The sequence below is a fragment of the Archangium minus genome (assembly GCF_044360475.1).
GTDB lineage: Bacteria > Myxococcota > Myxococcia > Myxococcales > Myxococcaceae > Archangium > Archangium minus.
The window spans coordinates 289,256-303,227 of sequence record NZ_CP043494.1 but is presented as its reverse complement, the minus strand read 5'-3'; the positions used below and the strand labels follow the sequence as shown (position 1 = coordinate 303,227).

At 67.9% G+C, this 13,972-nt stretch carries 14 protein-coding genes; 6 read left to right on the top strand and 8 right to left on the bottom strand.

Features of this window, described 5'->3' with window-relative positions; all coding sequences use genetic code 11:
- Window positions 1-192 precede the first annotated feature (192 nt).
- Genes F0U60_RS01370 through F0U60_RS01360 form a run of 3 tightly spaced genes read left to right on the top strand, consistent with a single transcriptional unit; the run spans window position 193 to window position 2,650 of the window.
- Window positions 193-1,923 (top strand): MDR family MFS transporter, encoded by a 1,731-nt coding sequence (locus F0U60_RS01370; RefSeq protein WP_395813084.1) that lies wholly within the window; start codon window positions 193-195, stop codon window positions 1,921-1,923.
- 51 nt (window positions 1,924-1,974) lie between these two features.
- Entirely contained in the window at window positions 1,975-2,340 is a 366-nt protein-coding gene (locus F0U60_RS01365; RefSeq protein WP_395813082.1) for a type II toxin-antitoxin system Phd/YefM family antitoxin, read from the top strand.
- The gene (locus F0U60_RS01360) at window positions 2,330-2,650 is read left to right on the top strand and encodes a type II toxin-antitoxin system RelE/ParE family toxin (protein ID WP_395813080.1); all 321 of its coding nucleotides are present in this window, start codon (window positions 2,330-2,332) and stop codon (window positions 2,648-2,650) included. The genes F0U60_RS01365 and F0U60_RS01360 overlap by 11 nt, the downstream gene beginning before the upstream one ends.
- Window positions 2,651-2,663: 13 nt before the next feature.
- Here F0U60_RS01360 and F0U60_RS01355 read toward each other — a convergent pair whose 3' ends face one another.
- From F0U60_RS01355 to F0U60_RS01340, 4 genes are all read right to left on the bottom strand, one after another.
- Window positions 2,664-3,119, bottom strand: coding sequence for a PD-(D/E)XK nuclease superfamily protein (locus F0U60_RS01355; protein ID WP_395813078.1), 456 nt, complete (start codon window positions 3,117-3,119; stop codon window positions 2,664-2,666).
- A gap of 23 nt (window positions 3,120-3,142) precedes the next feature.
- Window positions 3,143-3,868, bottom strand: coding sequence for a DNA-methyltransferase (locus F0U60_RS01350; protein ID WP_395813076.1), 726 nt, complete (start codon window positions 3,866-3,868; stop codon window positions 3,143-3,145).
- Window positions 3,869-3,966: 98 nt separating this feature from the next.
- Window positions 3,967-4,968 (bottom strand): patatin-like phospholipase family protein, encoded by a 1,002-nt coding sequence (locus tag F0U60_RS01345; protein WP_395813074.1) that lies wholly within the window; start codon window positions 4,966-4,968, stop codon window positions 3,967-3,969.
- Between the two features lie 164 nt (window positions 4,969-5,132).
- Entirely contained in the window at window positions 5,133-6,296 is a 1,164-nt protein-coding gene (locus tag F0U60_RS01340) for a trypsin-like serine protease (RefSeq protein ID WP_395813072.1), read from the bottom strand.
- A 323-nt stretch (window positions 6,297-6,619) separates the two neighbouring features.
- Between F0U60_RS01340 and F0U60_RS01335 the strand changes: the two genes are divergently transcribed.
- Both F0U60_RS01335 and F0U60_RS01330 read left to right on the top strand, forming a co-directional pair.
- The gene (locus F0U60_RS01335) at window positions 6,620-7,123 is read left to right on the top strand and encodes a YbaY family lipoprotein (protein ID WP_395813070.1); all 504 of its coding nucleotides are present in this window, start codon (window positions 6,620-6,622) and stop codon (window positions 7,121-7,123) included.
- A gap of 292 nt (window positions 7,124-7,415) precedes the next feature.
- On the top strand, window positions 7,416-8,654 hold the full coding sequence (locus F0U60_RS01330; protein WP_395813068.1) for a cytochrome P450: 1,239 nt from the start codon (window positions 7,416-7,418) through the stop codon (window positions 8,652-8,654).
- Here F0U60_RS01330 and F0U60_RS01325 read toward each other — a convergent pair.
- Window positions 8,614-9,150, bottom strand: a complete 537-nt coding sequence (locus tag F0U60_RS01325; RefSeq protein ID WP_395813066.1) for an MYXO-CTERM sorting domain-containing protein — start codon at window positions 9,148-9,150, stop codon at window positions 8,614-8,616. The genes F0U60_RS01330 and F0U60_RS01325 overlap by 41 nt on opposite strands.
- A 99-nt stretch (window positions 9,151-9,249) precedes the next feature.
- Between F0U60_RS01325 and F0U60_RS01320 the strand changes: the two genes are divergently transcribed.
- Window positions 9,250-9,822, top strand: coding sequence for a flavin reductase family protein (locus tag F0U60_RS01320; RefSeq protein WP_395813064.1), 573 nt, complete (start codon window positions 9,250-9,252; stop codon window positions 9,820-9,822).
- A gap of 40 nt (window positions 9,823-9,862) precedes the next feature.
- Here F0U60_RS01320 and F0U60_RS01315 read toward each other — a convergent pair whose 3' ends face one another.
- The 3 genes from F0U60_RS01315 to F0U60_RS01305 are packed head-to-tail and all read right to left on the bottom strand — an operon-like array spanning window position 9,863 to window position 13,908.
- Window positions 9,863-12,316 (bottom strand): glycoside hydrolase family 65 protein, encoded by a 2,454-nt coding sequence (locus F0U60_RS01315; RefSeq protein ID WP_395813062.1) that lies wholly within the window; start codon window positions 12,314-12,316, stop codon window positions 9,863-9,865.
- On the bottom strand, window positions 12,313-13,125 hold the full coding sequence (gene otsB / locus F0U60_RS01310) for a trehalose-phosphatase (RefSeq protein ID WP_395813060.1): 813 nt from the start codon (window positions 13,123-13,125) through the stop codon (window positions 12,313-12,315). Before otsB ends, F0U60_RS01315 begins: the two co-directional genes overlap by 4 nt.
- Window positions 13,126-13,908 carry an HAD family hydrolase gene (locus F0U60_RS01305; RefSeq protein WP_395813058.1) on the bottom strand — a complete coding sequence of 261 codons (783 nt, stop codon included), beginning with the start codon at window positions 13,906-13,908 and terminating at the stop codon, window positions 13,126-13,128.
- Window positions 13,909-13,972: the final 64 nt, after the last annotated feature.

Genomic DNA, 13,972 nt, shown 5'->3' with positions numbered 1-13,972 from the left:
CCGACTCACGGGGCGCCTGAGTGTGGACTGAAGACGCTACACGGCACCGCGTTCGCGCAGAACTGCGCAGTGCACCGTTTCACTGTCATCCAGCCAACGTCTCAGCCGTCACGGTGGCCTTCTCGTGCATAGAGAAGAGGCCTCCCCTGCCCAGTCTCCAGGGGAGAGGGACACACAGGGGGACCCTCACGGATGGCACCGCCCACCCACGCCCACGAGCTCACCCGAGCCCAGAAGGTCGTCACGATGACGGGCGTGCTGCTCGCCCTGCTACTCGCGGCGCTCGACCAGACCATCGTCGCCACCGCGGGCCCCGCCATGCAGGCGGACCTCCACATTGACGCGGCCCACTACCCGTGGCTCGCCACCTCGTACATGGTGGCCTCCACGGTGATGCTCCCCATCTACGGGAAGCTGTCCGACATCTTCGGCCGCAAGCCCATCCTCGTCATCGGCATCCTCATCTTCGTCACGGGCAGCGTGCTGTGCGGGCTGTCGCGCACCAGCCTCCAGGTCATCCTCGCCCGCGTGGTGCAGGGCCTGGGCAGTGCCTCGCTCTTCACCTCGGCCTTCACCGTCGTGGCGGACCTGTTTCCCCCTGCCGTGCGAGGCAAGTACCAGGGCCTGATCGGCGGCGTCTTCGCCCTCTCCAGCGTGGTGGGCCCGCTGCTCGGCGGCTTCCTCACCGACGCGTTCAGCTGGCACTGGGTCTTCTTCATCAACCTCCCGATCGGCGTGGTGGCGCTCGTCTTCATCCTCCTCAAGATGCCCTCGCTGCGGCAGAGCATGGGGGGGACGCGCCCTCGGATCGACCTGGTCGGCGCCTTCGTGCTGGTGCTCGCCGTGGTGCCACTGCTGGTCGCGCTCAGCCTGGGCCGAGGCGGCTCCGCACCCGCGGGCGCAGGCGGCTACCCGTGGGGCTCGGCGCCCATCCTTGGCCTCTTCGCACTGTCGCTCGTGGGCTTCGTGCTCTTCGTCCTCATCGAGCGCCGGGTCGGCCATCCGCTGCTCGACCTGGGCCTGTTCCGCAACCGCATCTTCGCCGTGGGAAACGCCACCGTGTGCATCCTCGGGGCGGGGTTCCTGTCGGCGGTCGTCTTCCTGCCGCTCTTCATGGTGAACGTGGTGGGCCTGTCCGCCACGCGCTCGGGGCTCACGCTCACCCCGCTCACCCTGGGCGTCGTGGCGGGCAACGTGATGGCGGGGCAGCTCGTCTCGCGCATCGGCCGCTACCGGATGCTGATGCTCGGCGCGCTGGTGGTGCTCACCGTGGGCTACGCCATCATGGGCTTCACCCTCACGCCCGAGTCCACGCAGACCGAGGTCACGGTGAAGATGGTGCTGGTGGGCCTGGGAATGGGACCCACGCTGCCGCTGTACACGCTGGCCATCCAGAACGCGGTGCCGCCGGCGCAGGTGGGCGTGGCCACGTCGGCCGTCACCTTCTTCCGGCAGATGGGGTCCACCATCGGGGTGGCGCTGATGGGCACGGTGTTCGCCGCGACCCTGGCCTCGTCGATGATCGGAGGCACCACCGCCCGGCTTCCCCCCGAGGTGCGCGAGCGACTCCCGGCACCTGGCACGGGAGGGAGCGGCGGCGAGGAAATGGGAGCCGGACAGGCCTTCCCGGCGAAGCAGCTCGAAGCGGACCTGCGAGAAGACTTCGCGGCACGGCAGCGCGAGGTGGAGGCGAGGCTCGAGGGCTCCGCGAGGGCCGAGGCGCTCTCCCAGCTCCAGGCGGAAGAAGCGCGAGCGGTGGCCGCGGTGGGCGAGGTGGAGCAGACGCTGAAGGAGGGCTTCACCGAGGCCATCTCGGCCATCTACCGCATCGCCATCCTCATCTCGGTGTTGGGCTTCCTCCTGACGCTGTTCCTGCCGGAACAGCCCCTGCGCCGCACCAACGCGCCCGCCCCCTCGGAGTAAACCTCCACGGACAGGCAGCCAGGCGATCGGGCATACGTATGGGGCAGAGGGGTGCTCATCGCAGCTCTGGAAGAAGCACGCATTCAGGTCTATCTTCGGGTCATCCGGATGACCATTAGGGTGACCATGAAGCCGCTCCATATTTCAGAGGACATCCTGCCGATCGCCGACTTCAAGGCCCGTGCATCCGAGGTCGTCCGCCGCCTGCGGGAACACCGACGGCCGGTGGTCATCACCCAGAGCGGCAAACCCGCTGCGGTGCTCCTCTCTCCGGAAGAGTTCGACCGGCTCACCTACCGGGCACGGTTCCTTGATGCAGTCGGCGAAGGGCTTGCCGACGCCGACGCGGGTCGAGTGGTTTCCGATGAAACGCTCGGCACCTTGCTGGATGACGAGTTCGGGAAGCATGAGCCGTAGGGCTCGCGTCCGGTGGACCCACCGAGCGGTCGAGGACCTACGCGCTATCGGCCGCTATATCGCTGAGGATGATCCGCGTGCGGCACGACAGTGGATCGAGCGCCTACGCCAGCGAGCGCACGAGGCAGCCTCTACACCCAAGGCAGGACGCCGAGTACCCGAGGTCGACAGGGAGGACATCCGTGAGGTTCTCCTTCGCTCGTATCGCATCGTGTACCGGGTGGCCCGAGATGGCATCGAAGTGCTGACAGTCTTCGAGGGGCATCGGCTCCTGCCGGGTGGGGCCGTTCCAGAGGAAGACAAGGGCTGATGGCAAGAAGGGCTCACAGCGCCACGCGCTTCTTGCCGCGCACGAGCACGTCCCACCATTTGAAGGTCATGGCGAGGAGGCAGTCCAGCTCGCGCGTCTCGTTCGAGGGTGTGAGCGTCTTCGCGCCGGGCAGGCAGTAGGCCGCGATGGGAGACGCGGAGAGGATGTGCAGAATGCCCTGCGAGAAGCCGTCCCCCGCGTAGGAGATGCAGACGGGGATCCGCATGCTCTCCAGGTCCTGCAGGGCGAAGGGAATCTTCTCATCCACGGAGCCGACACTACCCTGGTACTTGCACTCGATGGCGAGCGCGGTGCGCGTGGCGGGCTCGAGCACGAAGACGTCGACGCGCCGCCCCCGTCCCGTGAGCGTCTTGCCAACGTGCACCTCGCGGTACACCTTCACCCCGCGCGAGGCGTAGTTCTTCACGATGTATCTGGCCACCAGGTCCGCGTATTCGTGTCCAGTCATCCGTGCCTCCCACGGCAGCTCGTTCACCCGCTTCGGGCCAAGAGCACCTCTCGCGTCTCCCCTGTCTCCTCGGACACCGCGCCCTCGGCACGCAGGCGTGCCTCCGTCACCGTCAGCGCCTCGTCACAGATGTCAGTGCCTCGAAAGTCGCGCCCGAGCCGCACCGCCGCCACGCCCACCGAACCCGAGCCCAGGAACGGATCCACCACCACGTCTCCGGGCGCACTGCTCTGCCGGATGAGCACCTCGCTCACGCCGGTGGGCTTCTCCGCCGGGTAGCCCCTGTAGACGCGCGGCACGGGGAGCACGTCCGCCACCCCCAGGTCGCTCAACCGCCGCCGGCCCTTCTCGAAGAAGAGGATGAGCTCGTAGCGGGAGCGGTAGTGGTAGCCCATCCCGATGTGCATCTTGTCCCAGATGATGGGCTTCCAGAACCGGAAGCCCGCCGCCTCCGCGAGCGGCTTGGCGATGAACATCGTCTCCGGATCGCAGAACAGATAGAAGTGCGAGTCACGCTTGAGCACCCGCCAGACCTGCTCGAACAGCTCGGGGAAGCGCGCGTTGGGGAAGATGCGGAACCACTGGTTGCTGGACGCCTTGCTGTGCTTGAGGCGCGTGGTGGTGCCGATGGCGCGGTGCTTCTCGAGCGACTCATAGGCAGGGTCGGTGATGACGAGATCCACCGAGGCGTCCGGAAGGCTCCGGAGCCACTCGACAGCATCGCTCTGCGAAAGGCGGTAGCGGGGCATGAGGGTGGGGCCAACCTACCCCGGCATTCTGACGCCCGCCGCGCCCGCCCGCCCCTGCGGGTCGGGTGAGATATCCAGGAACGAGCAGATGGGGCGGCTCAGCCCCCCGCCGCCACCCGGACCGGAGAGAGCCGCTGCGCGTTGCGCTCGAGCCACTCCGTCGTGGCGAGCACACCATTGTCCACCAACTGCTGCATCCGCTCATCCGACAGCGTGAAGTCCGTGGTGCCCACACCCGCGTTATCGATGAACACCGTGCGGCCCAGCGTCGCCTCGTCCACGTGCAGGAGACTGGCCGTGTGCAGCATGAAGCTGAACAGCGCCTGGGTGTAGCTCTTCATCCCCGTGATGGAGACCGGCAGCGGCCTCCAGTCCTGCCGTGCAGCGGAGATCTGCTCCTGGGTCCCCAGGAAGAAGCCCAGCGTCTCGGCAGACACGCCCACCTCGGGCGACACGGATGGGAGCCCTATCACGGGCTGGCGCTTCACCCCGTCGAACAAATCAATGGGGTAGTTCCACGAGACGCCCCCGTCCACGTACACGCCCTGCTCGAACTGAACCGCCTCGAAGAAGAGGGGGATGCTCATGGACATGCGCACCGCTCGCCACAGCGGCACATCCGGACGCGTGCTCGCGGAGAACACCTCTGGAAGCTGACGGCTCAGGTTCGTCGTCACCACGAACAGCTTGCGAAAGCGACCCGGCTCGCGCCGAGCCAAGGCCTCGAGCTGCGCGAAGGTGAGATCCGGCTGGGCCTCACCCAGCATCCGCTGGGTGATGTGGCCAATCTGCTGCCGGCACCACTGCTCGAACGCGTCGCCCTTGTTGACGCCGTAGTGCTCGAAGAGCCGGGCCGCGTCGCGGAAGATCCACCCGGGCCCATCCATGAAGGAGGCGAAGTCGGTGCTTCCCAGAACGGAGCGCAGCTCGTCTGCCGTTGCCCCCACCGCCACGAGCGCCGCGGTGATGGCACCCGCCGAGGTCCCCGCCACGTTCTCCACGTCGCGCATCAGGTCCCTCGCTTCCAGCACCTGGAGGGCGCCCACATAGGCAATGCCCTTCACACCCCCACCTTCGAACACGAGATTGCGCAGCATCATGGATGGCCCCCCACATCGGTCCGTGGAACGGAACACGAGTGGGGCCATGCTGCCTTGTGCACAAGCCCGGAGCAAACGAGCCCCGGAAAAGAGAAACGCCCCGAGCGGACAGCGAACAAGCGCCGCTCGAGGCGTTCAACTCCAGGAACGACAGGCCAACGCGTTCAGTAGGTGGTCGCGCGCACCGTCAGGCCCGAGAAGGCGGAGTAGCCCTGGACCGAGATGTACCAGGTCCCCGCCGCCGGGCTAGGGATGCTGCAGGACTCGTTGTTGCCACCCGCGTACGGCCGGCAGGTGTAGCTGCTGGTCGTCGGCTGGGCGCCCTGACGGACGTAGAGGTCGGCGTCACCGGTGCCGCCGGAGGTGTGCACGTTGAGCACCGTGGTGCCGGCCGGCACGCTCACCGTGTAGTGCTTCCAAGCGCCCTTGCTGGCCGACTGGCTGGTCGAGCTCAGGCGCGTGGTGGGCGCCTTGCTCAGGAAGGGGGTAATCCACGACTCGAAGGAGGAGACGCGCGCGTACAGGCCGGGGTAGTTGGGCTCCGCGCACCCCTCGCCCCAGCTCACCACGCCCGCGAGAATCTTGCCGCTGCCCTTGCTCACCACGAGCGGGCCGCCGCTGTCACCCTGGCACGAGTCCTTGCCACCCACGCCCATGAGGCCCGCGGCGAGCTGATCCGCGGTGATGGTCTGCCCGTACGCGGCGGTGGCGTCCGCGTTGGAGACGATGGGCACGTTCACGGTCTGCAGCGTGTCCGGCGACGAGCCGTTGGAGGAGAGCGCGCCCCAGCCCGTCACGGTGGAGACGACGCCCGCGTTCGTCAGGCCCGCGGAGGCATCGGCCGCGGTCGCCAGCGCGATGGCGGCCACGTTGCTGTTGAGGGTGAGCGGCGTGGACAGGTGCAGCAGCGCCACGTCCTTGCCGAGCGTCACATCGCTGTAGCCCGGGAAGGGGATGATGTCATCGACGGTGCGGATCTGCCCCGAGCTGCTCATGGTGCTCAGCTTGGAGCTGCCCGCGGCGATGCGCACGGTGGCCGGAGAGCTCGTGGCGTAGGCGGCCGACTCGGCCACGCAGTGCTGGGCGGTGAGGATCCAGTTCGCGTTCAGGATGGAACCACCGCAGAAGTGGAAGCCCGTCGAGTCCTGGAAGGAGATCTGCCAGGGATAGGTGGAGATGTTGGCATTGGTACCGCCGACGATCTCCTGGGTCTCCGCGCCGAGCTGCTGCTCGGGAGCGGCGACGTCCTCGGGACCGCAGCCGGCGAGCAGGGCCGTGCTGGCGGTGCCGAGAAGGAAGAACTTCCGGACGAAGTGACGCTGCGACATGGGGGACTCTCCTCTCACGGGGGTGAGCATCCGGGTGGGTTTGCCCGGTCGAAACGTGCTCCTCGCGGAGCACGAAGGAATCACGAGAGAAATGCCGACCCCGCCGGCACCTTCGCCGGTTGGTGACTGCCGAACCATTTCAGGGGTCCTGCCTCGAGCTGCAACCCACCATGCAACTCTTTCTCTCGGTCAGGAACGCGATACAGATAAACGTTTCCCTTTCAGGTTGTCAAGGAAGTCTCCGCCAGACACGCTCTCATGCCTCGGTATCCCCGACTCTGATGCAACCTGGTTGCAAATCAACACCTCATGGAGATGACGACATGACCCGTCCCCACACCGTGCTGCGTAGCTGCCTGATGGCGCTCACCCTGTCCGCGTGCGCCACAACCCCGCGCCCGAAGGACGACGCACCCGCGGACCCCGTCGAGGCCCCCGCCGAGACCCCCACCGAGACTCCCGCTGAGGCGCCCACCACGCCCCCCGCCGAGGTCCGCGCCGAGACCCAGGTGACGGGGAGCGTGACCTACCGCGAGCGCATCGCCCTCACCCCGGACGCCGTCGTCCAGGTGGAGGTGGTGGAATCCACGCAGGGAGGGGGCTCGGAGGCTGTGGTCGGAGAGCAGACCCTCCAGAGCCCCGGGCAGGTACCCATCCGCTTCTCTGTCTCAGTGCCCTCCGAGCGCATCCGCCCTGACGCCACCTACGTCGTCCGGGCGCGCATCTCGGATGCCGGCCGCGTCTACACCACGCCCACGCCCGTCCCCGTGCTCACCCAGGGCCACGCGAGCCAGGACGTGCAGGTGCGCGTGCGCGTGGGCGGCTGACACGCCCCGAGCCTCAGCCCTCGAAGCATGGGGAAGAGGGTGAGACGTGACCCGCTGGGTCCGCGTGCACTCCACCGGCATTGACCGAAAGTGGTCCGATCCAACGGTCGGGCCCACCCGTCCCTACCCAAGAAGTGAGCCCCTGCCCGTAGCTTTTCACTCTCACTGCGTCGGCCAATGGCTTGCATTGAGCTGAGGGCAGCAAAGCAAATCAGCTCAAGACAAGACGGTTATCGTCGATTATCTTGTCAAAACCGTGCACCCAGGCGATCCATCCGAGGAAGGGCCCCCTATGGCGAGCGCAGCCCGCACGCTCCAGTTCAATCTCGTCGCGCCGGAGAACCTGCTGGATCCGGTTCCCCTCTACAGGGAGCTGAGGAAGCACGACCCGGTGCACTGGTCGGACACGGTGCAGGCCTGGTTCATCACTCGCTATGACGACGTGTTCAACTGTTTCCGGGATCCGCGCCTGAGCGCCAACCGGCTGAAGTTCTTCGAGATGGTGGCCCAGGGTCTCGGAGGTCCGGAGGTGGTCAAGGACTTCATCAAGATGATCTCCGACCAGCTCAGCCAGCGTGACGGCCGCGAGCACATCCAGATGCGCCGGCAGGCCGCCGCGGGCTTCTCGCCGCAGGCGCTCGATGCCTGGCGCCCGAGCGTCCGCCGCATCACGGAGCAACTGGTGGCGGACGTGAAGGCCCAGGGCCGGATGAACACCGTGGAGACGCTGTCGAGCCAGCTGCCTCCGCTCGTCATCGCCGAGGTGCTCGGCATCCCCAAGGAGGACCGGGAGCGCTTCCTCGCGTGGGCCCGGCCGCTGGCGGACTTCAGCGCGCCCACGGCCGGTATGGATCTGCTGGACCTGGGGCGCCGAGCCAACGCGGCCACGCGCGAGCTCTACGAGTACCTGGGCGGCATCATCGAGGCGCGGCGCCGCGCCCCTGGCGAGGACCTGCTCAGCCAGATGATTCACTACCAGGAAGCGGGGCAGATGACCCCGGAGCAGCTGGTGTCCAACGCGGGCCTCATCCTCATCGCCGGCTACACCACCACGGCGGATCAGATCAACAACGGCCTGCATGATCTGCTGACGCACCCGGATCAGCTCCAGAAGCTCCAGGAGGACCGCACCCTGGTGAGGTCGGCGGTGGAGGAGATGATCCGCTACACGTCAGCGGTGCCCGTCACGCACCGTGTCGCCGCGGAGACCTTCCAGCTGCGCGGGAAGACCATCCGCAAGGGGGATGTGGTGTTCCTGGGCCTGGCGGCCGCCAACCGGGATCCCGACGCCTTCCCCGACCCGGACCGCTTCGACATCACCCGCGACGCCAACCACCAGAAGCACATGAGCTTCGGCTTCGGGCCGCACCACTGCCTGGGCTCGGGGCTGGCCCGCCGCGAACTGGAGATCGCCTTCGAGGTGCTGCTGGAGCGCCTGCCTGGCCTGCGCCTGGACGAGACGCAGCTCCCGCAGATCAAGTGTCACAGCCTCATGTTCCGCGGCTTCGAGTCGCTGCACGTCCGGTGGTGACACGGCGCGAGGCGCGAGCGTAGGCGGGAGCCCGTCGGCGCGTGAGGAGCACGACCGCGGCCAGCGCGAGGACTCCGGCCAGCGCGCTCGTGCCTCCGCTCGCGCTGCAGCCACCCGCCGTCGCCCCGTCTGCACCAAGGTGAAGCGCCTCGGGCCCCGTCTGTGACTCCTCCGGAGAGACCAGCGTCTCTGGCGCCTCAGGTGCAGCCCCTCGGCCGGTGAGCTCCTGGTAGCGCTGGATGAGGCGCAGGCGGGCACGCTCGAAGGCGGCACCGTCATCCGTCACCCGGGAAACGGTGGGGATGAGCGCCCGGGCCACCTGGCGCGCGAAGGCCGGCTCTCCCGCATCGCTCACCAGCTTCAGCCACTCGTAGTCCTGCACGCCCTGGCGGATCTGCATGGAGCTCTCACCCCAGATGGAAGGGCCAGCGGCCATGGCCGGAAGGGTGGTGAGGAGCAGGGCCAGCGAGCCGAGAAGGCGAATGGGGAGGTGCATACCCCGGTTGAACTGGTGCGTCGCGCCTGGGACTTCCCCGATGAAGTGAAGGCCTGTCAATGGCCTGCCCGCTCCCCTGCTATCGTCTCGCACCCCCTCATGAGAGTTCCGCTCGAGCTTCGCCGCGCCTACAAGTTGCTCAACCACGGCCCCACCACACTCGTCACGAGCGCCGCCCACGGTCGCACCAACGTGATGGCCGCTGCCTGGGCCATGCCGCTCGACTTCGATCCGCCCAAGGTCGCCGTCGTCATCGCCGAGGCCACCTTCACCCGAGAACTGGTGGAGGCCTCGGGTGAGTTCACCCTCTGCGTCCCCACGCGTGCGCAGTTGGAGCAGGTGTACGCGGTGGGTTCAGCGTCTGGCCGCGAGGAGGACAAGTGGGCGCTGTACAGGCTGCACTCCTCGCCCGCCTCGCGCGTGCAGGCCCCGCTCGTGGAGGGCTGCGTGGGCTGGCTGGAGTGCCGGGTACTCTCCGAGCCAGACGTGCAGCGCAAGTATGACCTGTTCATCGCCGAGGTCGTGGCGGCGTGGGTCGAGGACTCGGTGTGGAAGGGCACGGGGTGGGACTTCGGTGGCGCGGAGGAGCTCCGCTCCGTGCACCACATGGCCGGGGGTGTGTTCTTCACCACCGGAGAACGCGTTCAGGCACTGAAGCCCGAGAGGAAGTAGACCTTCACCCCAGCCCTCTCCCAGAGGGAGAGGGAGCTTCTCACGGGCCCGCGCTGTCCAGCGTTCCCTCCGCCGTCACCTCCGGTCTCTTGATGGGGAACTCTCGTGTCTCGCAGGGCTGGAGCAGGTAGCGCTCGCCTCGTAGCTCGAACTCCAGCGGCGTCGCGGAGCGCCACCGGCTGTTGAGCACCAGCTTGTCCTGGGTGATCTCCACCTCCACCAGGCTCTTGCGGTAGCGCAGCGAGAACTTCAGCCGCTTCATCCCCTCGGGCAGGTTCGGGTTGAAGTGCAGCACGTCCCCGCGCACCTCGATGCCCGTGTACGCCCGCTGCATCAAATCCACCGTGCCCGACATGGCGCCCAGGTGGATGCCCTCCGGCGTCGTCCCGCCCTGCACGTCCGCGATGTCGCTCTTCAACGCCTCGGTGAACAGCTTCCACGAGCGCGGCCGGTCACTGCGCGCCAGCACCCACGAGTGCACCACCCCGCTCAGCGTCGAGCCGTGTGAGGTACGCTGCAGGTAGTACTCCACCGTCCTTGGAATCATCCCCGCGTCGAACGGGTACCCCAGCCGCTCGAAGAGCTCCCGCATCTCCTCCGCCGAGAACAGGTAGAAGAGCATCAGCACATCCGCCTGCTTCGACAGCTTGTAGCGGTTGGGCGTGTCCCCTTCCGCCTCGAGGATTCGATCCAACCGATGAATGTCCGCGTAGCGCTTGCGGTACACCTCCCAGTCGAACTCCTCGAGCTGCTCGTAGCCCTCGAACTGGCTCAGCACACCGTCCTCGTGGAACACCAGCCGCATCTTCCGGCTGACGTCATCCCAGTGCGCCAGCTCCGCCGGGCTCAGTGACAGCGTCTCGAGCAGCTCGTCACGACGATCGCCGGGCAGCAGCTTCAGCACCTCCAATCCCTTGCACAACACCCACACCGCCATGAGGTTCGTGTAGGAGTTGTTGTCCAGCCCCGGTTCGGTCCGGTAGGGGTACCCCGTGTGGTACTCGTCTGGCCCCATCACGCCCTTGATTTCGTAACGCCGCAGCGACGGGTTCCACTGGGCCATGCTCGCCCAGAAGCGGGCCAGCTCCAGCAGCATCTCCGCCCCGTAGAAGTACAGGAACTCCGAGTCCGCCGTGGCCTGGTAGTACTGCCAGACGTTATAGGCGACGGCCGCGTTGATATGTCTTTGCAGCCACGTCACGTCCGGGACCCACCGCCCCGAGCGAGGGTTGAGGTGCAGTCGCTGGCTCTCCTCGCGGCCGTCACTGCCGCTCTGCCAGGGGAACAGCGCCCCGCGGAAGCCCTCCGCCCGGGCCGCCTCGCGCGCGCGCCGCAGCCGCCGGTAGCGGTAGCGCAGGAGTGCTCGCGTCAGGTCCGGCAACCGCAGGTTGAGGAAGGGAAAGACGAACAGCTCGTCCCAGAAGACGTGGCCCCGGTACGCCTCGCCGTGCCACCCGCGCGCCGGCACGCCCACGTCCTGGTCGATGGTATGCGGCGACACCGTCTGCAGCAGGTGGAAGATGTGCAGCCGCAGGGCCGTGTGGATGTGGTCCGTCTCGGTCAGCTCCAGGTCCAGGTCGCTGCGGCGCCACAGCTGGGACCAGGCCTGCACGTGGGTCGCCACCAGCTCATCAAAGCGCTCGGGAGCCACCCCCACCGCGTGCCGAGCCTCCATCGCGGCCTCTGACACCGCGTGGTCCCTCGACGAGTACAGCGCCACCACCTTCTCCACCGCCAGCCGTTGCCCTTCACGCAGCTCCAGCTCGAACTCGTGGGAGAGATAGCCCTCCTCCACGGCGAGCCCTCGCCTTACCCGCGCGGGCAGCCCGTCCACGTACAGCCGCGTGCGCGCCGCCTCCGCCACCTCCAGGCGCGACTGCACCGTCTCCACCTCCAGCAGCAGCGTCTCCGCGTCCACCTCCTCCGTCACCAACGTGCGCAGGTGCTTGCAGTTGAGCTGCCGGTAGCGCGGCACACCTCCGTTCACCACCCGCCCATCCAGCGCCGAGCGCACGTGAATCCGCCCGCTCCAGTTCTCTGGCACCAGCACCAGCTCCTGCCCCGCCAGGTGCTTGTCGCGCATGTGAACGAAGCGCCGCTGCTCCACCCGCGTGCGCCGTCCCCGCCGATCTTCAAAGCGTACCGTGCGCAGCAGCAGCCCCTGCGCCATATCCAGCACCTGCCGGTACTCCAGCAGCGTCACCGCGCGTGGGTTGAACCAGTCGCCGCCCTCGAGCCGGAAGGTGAGCGGCAACCAGTTGGGCATGTTGACCAGGTCCTCGTTCTCCACCACGCGTCCGACGAGGTCTGTCTTCAGCCGGTTGTACCCGCCTGCCAGATACGTCCCCGGGTAGTGCGTGTCGTCCGCCTCGGACTCCGGCGCCGCCCCGCGCGTGGCGAAGTAGCCGTTGCCGAGCGTGCAGAGCGCCTCGCGTAGGCCCTCCTTCGCTGGCTCGAAGCCCTCGTAGGTAAAGAGCCAGTGCTCCGGCTTCATCGGCTTGTGCCTCCGGCTCGGGCAATGAGCAGCTCCAAGAACCGGCGCACCTCCTCCACGTCCTTCAGCGCGAAGTCCGCCTCGGTGGGCCGCTCCACCTCACCTCGCACCACCAGACTCAGGCCCCGTCCCTTCAGTGTCTGGAAGGCGTCCTCGTCCGTGAGGTCATCCCCCGCGTACACCGGCAGCACGCCCTCGCGCGCCAGCCCCAGGGCATTCAACACCCACTCCACCGCCCGGCCCTTGTGCCAGTCGATGTCCGGCTGGCACTCGAACACCTTCTTCCCGCCGCCCTTGCGCAGCCGCGGATGGCGAGCGAGCACCGCGTCCACCACGCGCTCCACCTCCGGCCCCCGCGCCTCCTCCACGTGCCGCCAGTGCACCGCCACGCTGAAGCGCTTGCGCTCCAACCGGGAGCCCGGAATCCCCGCGAGCCCTACCGACAGCTCCCGCTCCGCCGCGTCCAGCTCGGGCAGCAGCGCCTTGCCTTCCTCCAGCTGGAAGCCACGCCCGTCTGGCCCCTCGATGTCGAAGCCGTGGCTGCCCGCGTAGGACACGCCCTCCAGCCGCACGAAGCCCTTGAGCACGGGCAGGTCCCGCCCGCTCACGATGGCCACCGGATAGCGCCGGGCCAGCTCCAGCAGCGTGGCCCGCATGGCGTCCGACAGCCGCGCTTCGTCCGGATTGGGCACGATGGGTGACAGCGTGCCGTCGTAGTCCAGGAAGATGGCCACCTGCCGGCCCTCCATCCGCCGCGACAGCGCCTCCCACTGAGCCAGCGCCAGGGGCACGTCCCGCATCGACCGCATTCAAGGCCTTCCTTCCTCCACCTGCACGGTGGACAGGTCCGTCACCTCCACGTCCGCGCCGGCCTCAACCAGCGCCCCCACCGGCCCCGCACGGCGCACGCCGATGACGTACCCGAAGTGCCCTCGCCTGCCCGCCTGCACTCCAGCCTGCGCGTCCTCCAGCACCACCGCGCGCTCCGGCGGCACTCCCAACCGCCGCCCCGCTTCCAGGAACGTGTCCGGGGCCGGCTTGCCCGGCAACCCAAGCTTCCCCGCCTCCACCCCATCCACCCGAGCGTCGAACAGGTGCTCCAGCCCGGCCGCTCGCAGCACCGCCACGCAGTTACGACTGGCTGAGACCACCGCCGTGCGGAAGCCCGCTGCCCTCAGTCGCTCCAGCAATTCCACCGCGTGCGCGAAGACAGTCACTCCCCGTTGCTCGAGCGTCTCGAGGAAGTAGCCGTTCTTGCGCTTCCCCAGTCCCTGCACCGTCTCCGCCTCGGGGCCATCCTCCAGCGCGCCCTCGGACAACGTGAGGCCCCGACTCTTCAGGAAGCAGCGGATGCCATCGAAGCGAGGCCGGCCATCCACGTACCGCTGGTAATCCTCCGCCGTGAAGGGCTGGAAGGGCTCGCCCGTGCGCCGCGCGTGCGCCTCCAGGTACGCGTCAAACAGGCGCTTCCACGCGGCGGCATGCACCTCCGCCGTCCGCGTCACCACGCCGTCTAAATCGAACAGGACCGCGTCGAAGTCGCGGCGGGACAACACGAGCGGGGTGAACCCGGGTGACTGGAGCGAGGGCATGACGGAGACTCCCGTGGAGGACCCATTACGTCCTACCTAGCGCCCTGCACACGCCATGCCCCTA

Excerpts from the sequence above, each read along its gene's own strand:
- F0U60_RS01370 (WP_395813084.1), top strand. The coding sequence starts at position 193 with ATGGCACCGCCCACCCACGCCCACGAGCTCACCCGAGCCCAGAAGGTC.
- F0U60_RS01360 (WP_395813080.1), top strand. The coding sequence starts at position 2,330 with ATGAGCCGTAGGGCTCGCGTCCGGTGGACCCACCGAGCGGTCGAGGAC.
- F0U60_RS01355 (WP_395813078.1), bottom strand. The coding sequence starts at position 3,119 with ATGACTGGACACGAATACGCGGACCTGGTGGCCAGATACATCGTGAAG.
- F0U60_RS01350 (WP_395813076.1), bottom strand. The coding sequence starts at position 3,868 with ATGCCCCGCTACCGCCTTTCGCAGAGCGATGCTGTCGAGTGGCTCCGG.
- F0U60_RS01345 (WP_395813074.1), bottom strand. The coding sequence starts at position 4,968 with ATGATGCTGCGCAATCTCGTGTTCGAAGGTGGGGGTGTGAAGGGCATT.
- F0U60_RS01340 (WP_395813072.1), bottom strand. The coding sequence starts at position 6,296 with ATGTCGCAGCGTCACTTCGTCCGGAAGTTCTTCCTTCTCGGCACCGCC.
- F0U60_RS01335 (WP_395813070.1), top strand. The coding sequence starts at position 6,620 with ATGACCCGTCCCCACACCGTGCTGCGTAGCTGCCTGATGGCGCTCACC.
- F0U60_RS01330 (WP_395813068.1), top strand. The coding sequence starts at position 7,416 with ATGGCGAGCGCAGCCCGCACGCTCCAGTTCAATCTCGTCGCGCCGGAG.
- F0U60_RS01325 (WP_395813066.1), bottom strand. The coding sequence starts at position 9,150 with ATGCACCTCCCCATTCGCCTTCTCGGCTCGCTGGCCCTGCTCCTCACC.
- F0U60_RS01320 (WP_395813064.1), top strand. The coding sequence starts at position 9,250 with ATGAGAGTTCCGCTCGAGCTTCGCCGCGCCTACAAGTTGCTCAACCAC.
- F0U60_RS01315 (WP_395813062.1), bottom strand. The coding sequence starts at position 12,316 with ATGAAGCCGGAGCACTGGCTCTTTACCTACGAGGGCTTCGAGCCAGCG.
- otsB (WP_395813060.1), bottom strand. The coding sequence starts at position 13,125 with ATGCGGTCGATGCGGGACGTGCCCCTGGCGCTGGCTCAGTGGGAGGCG.
- F0U60_RS01305 (WP_395813058.1), bottom strand. The coding sequence starts at position 13,908 with ATGCCCTCGCTCCAGTCACCCGGGTTCACCCCGCTCGTGTTGTCCCGC.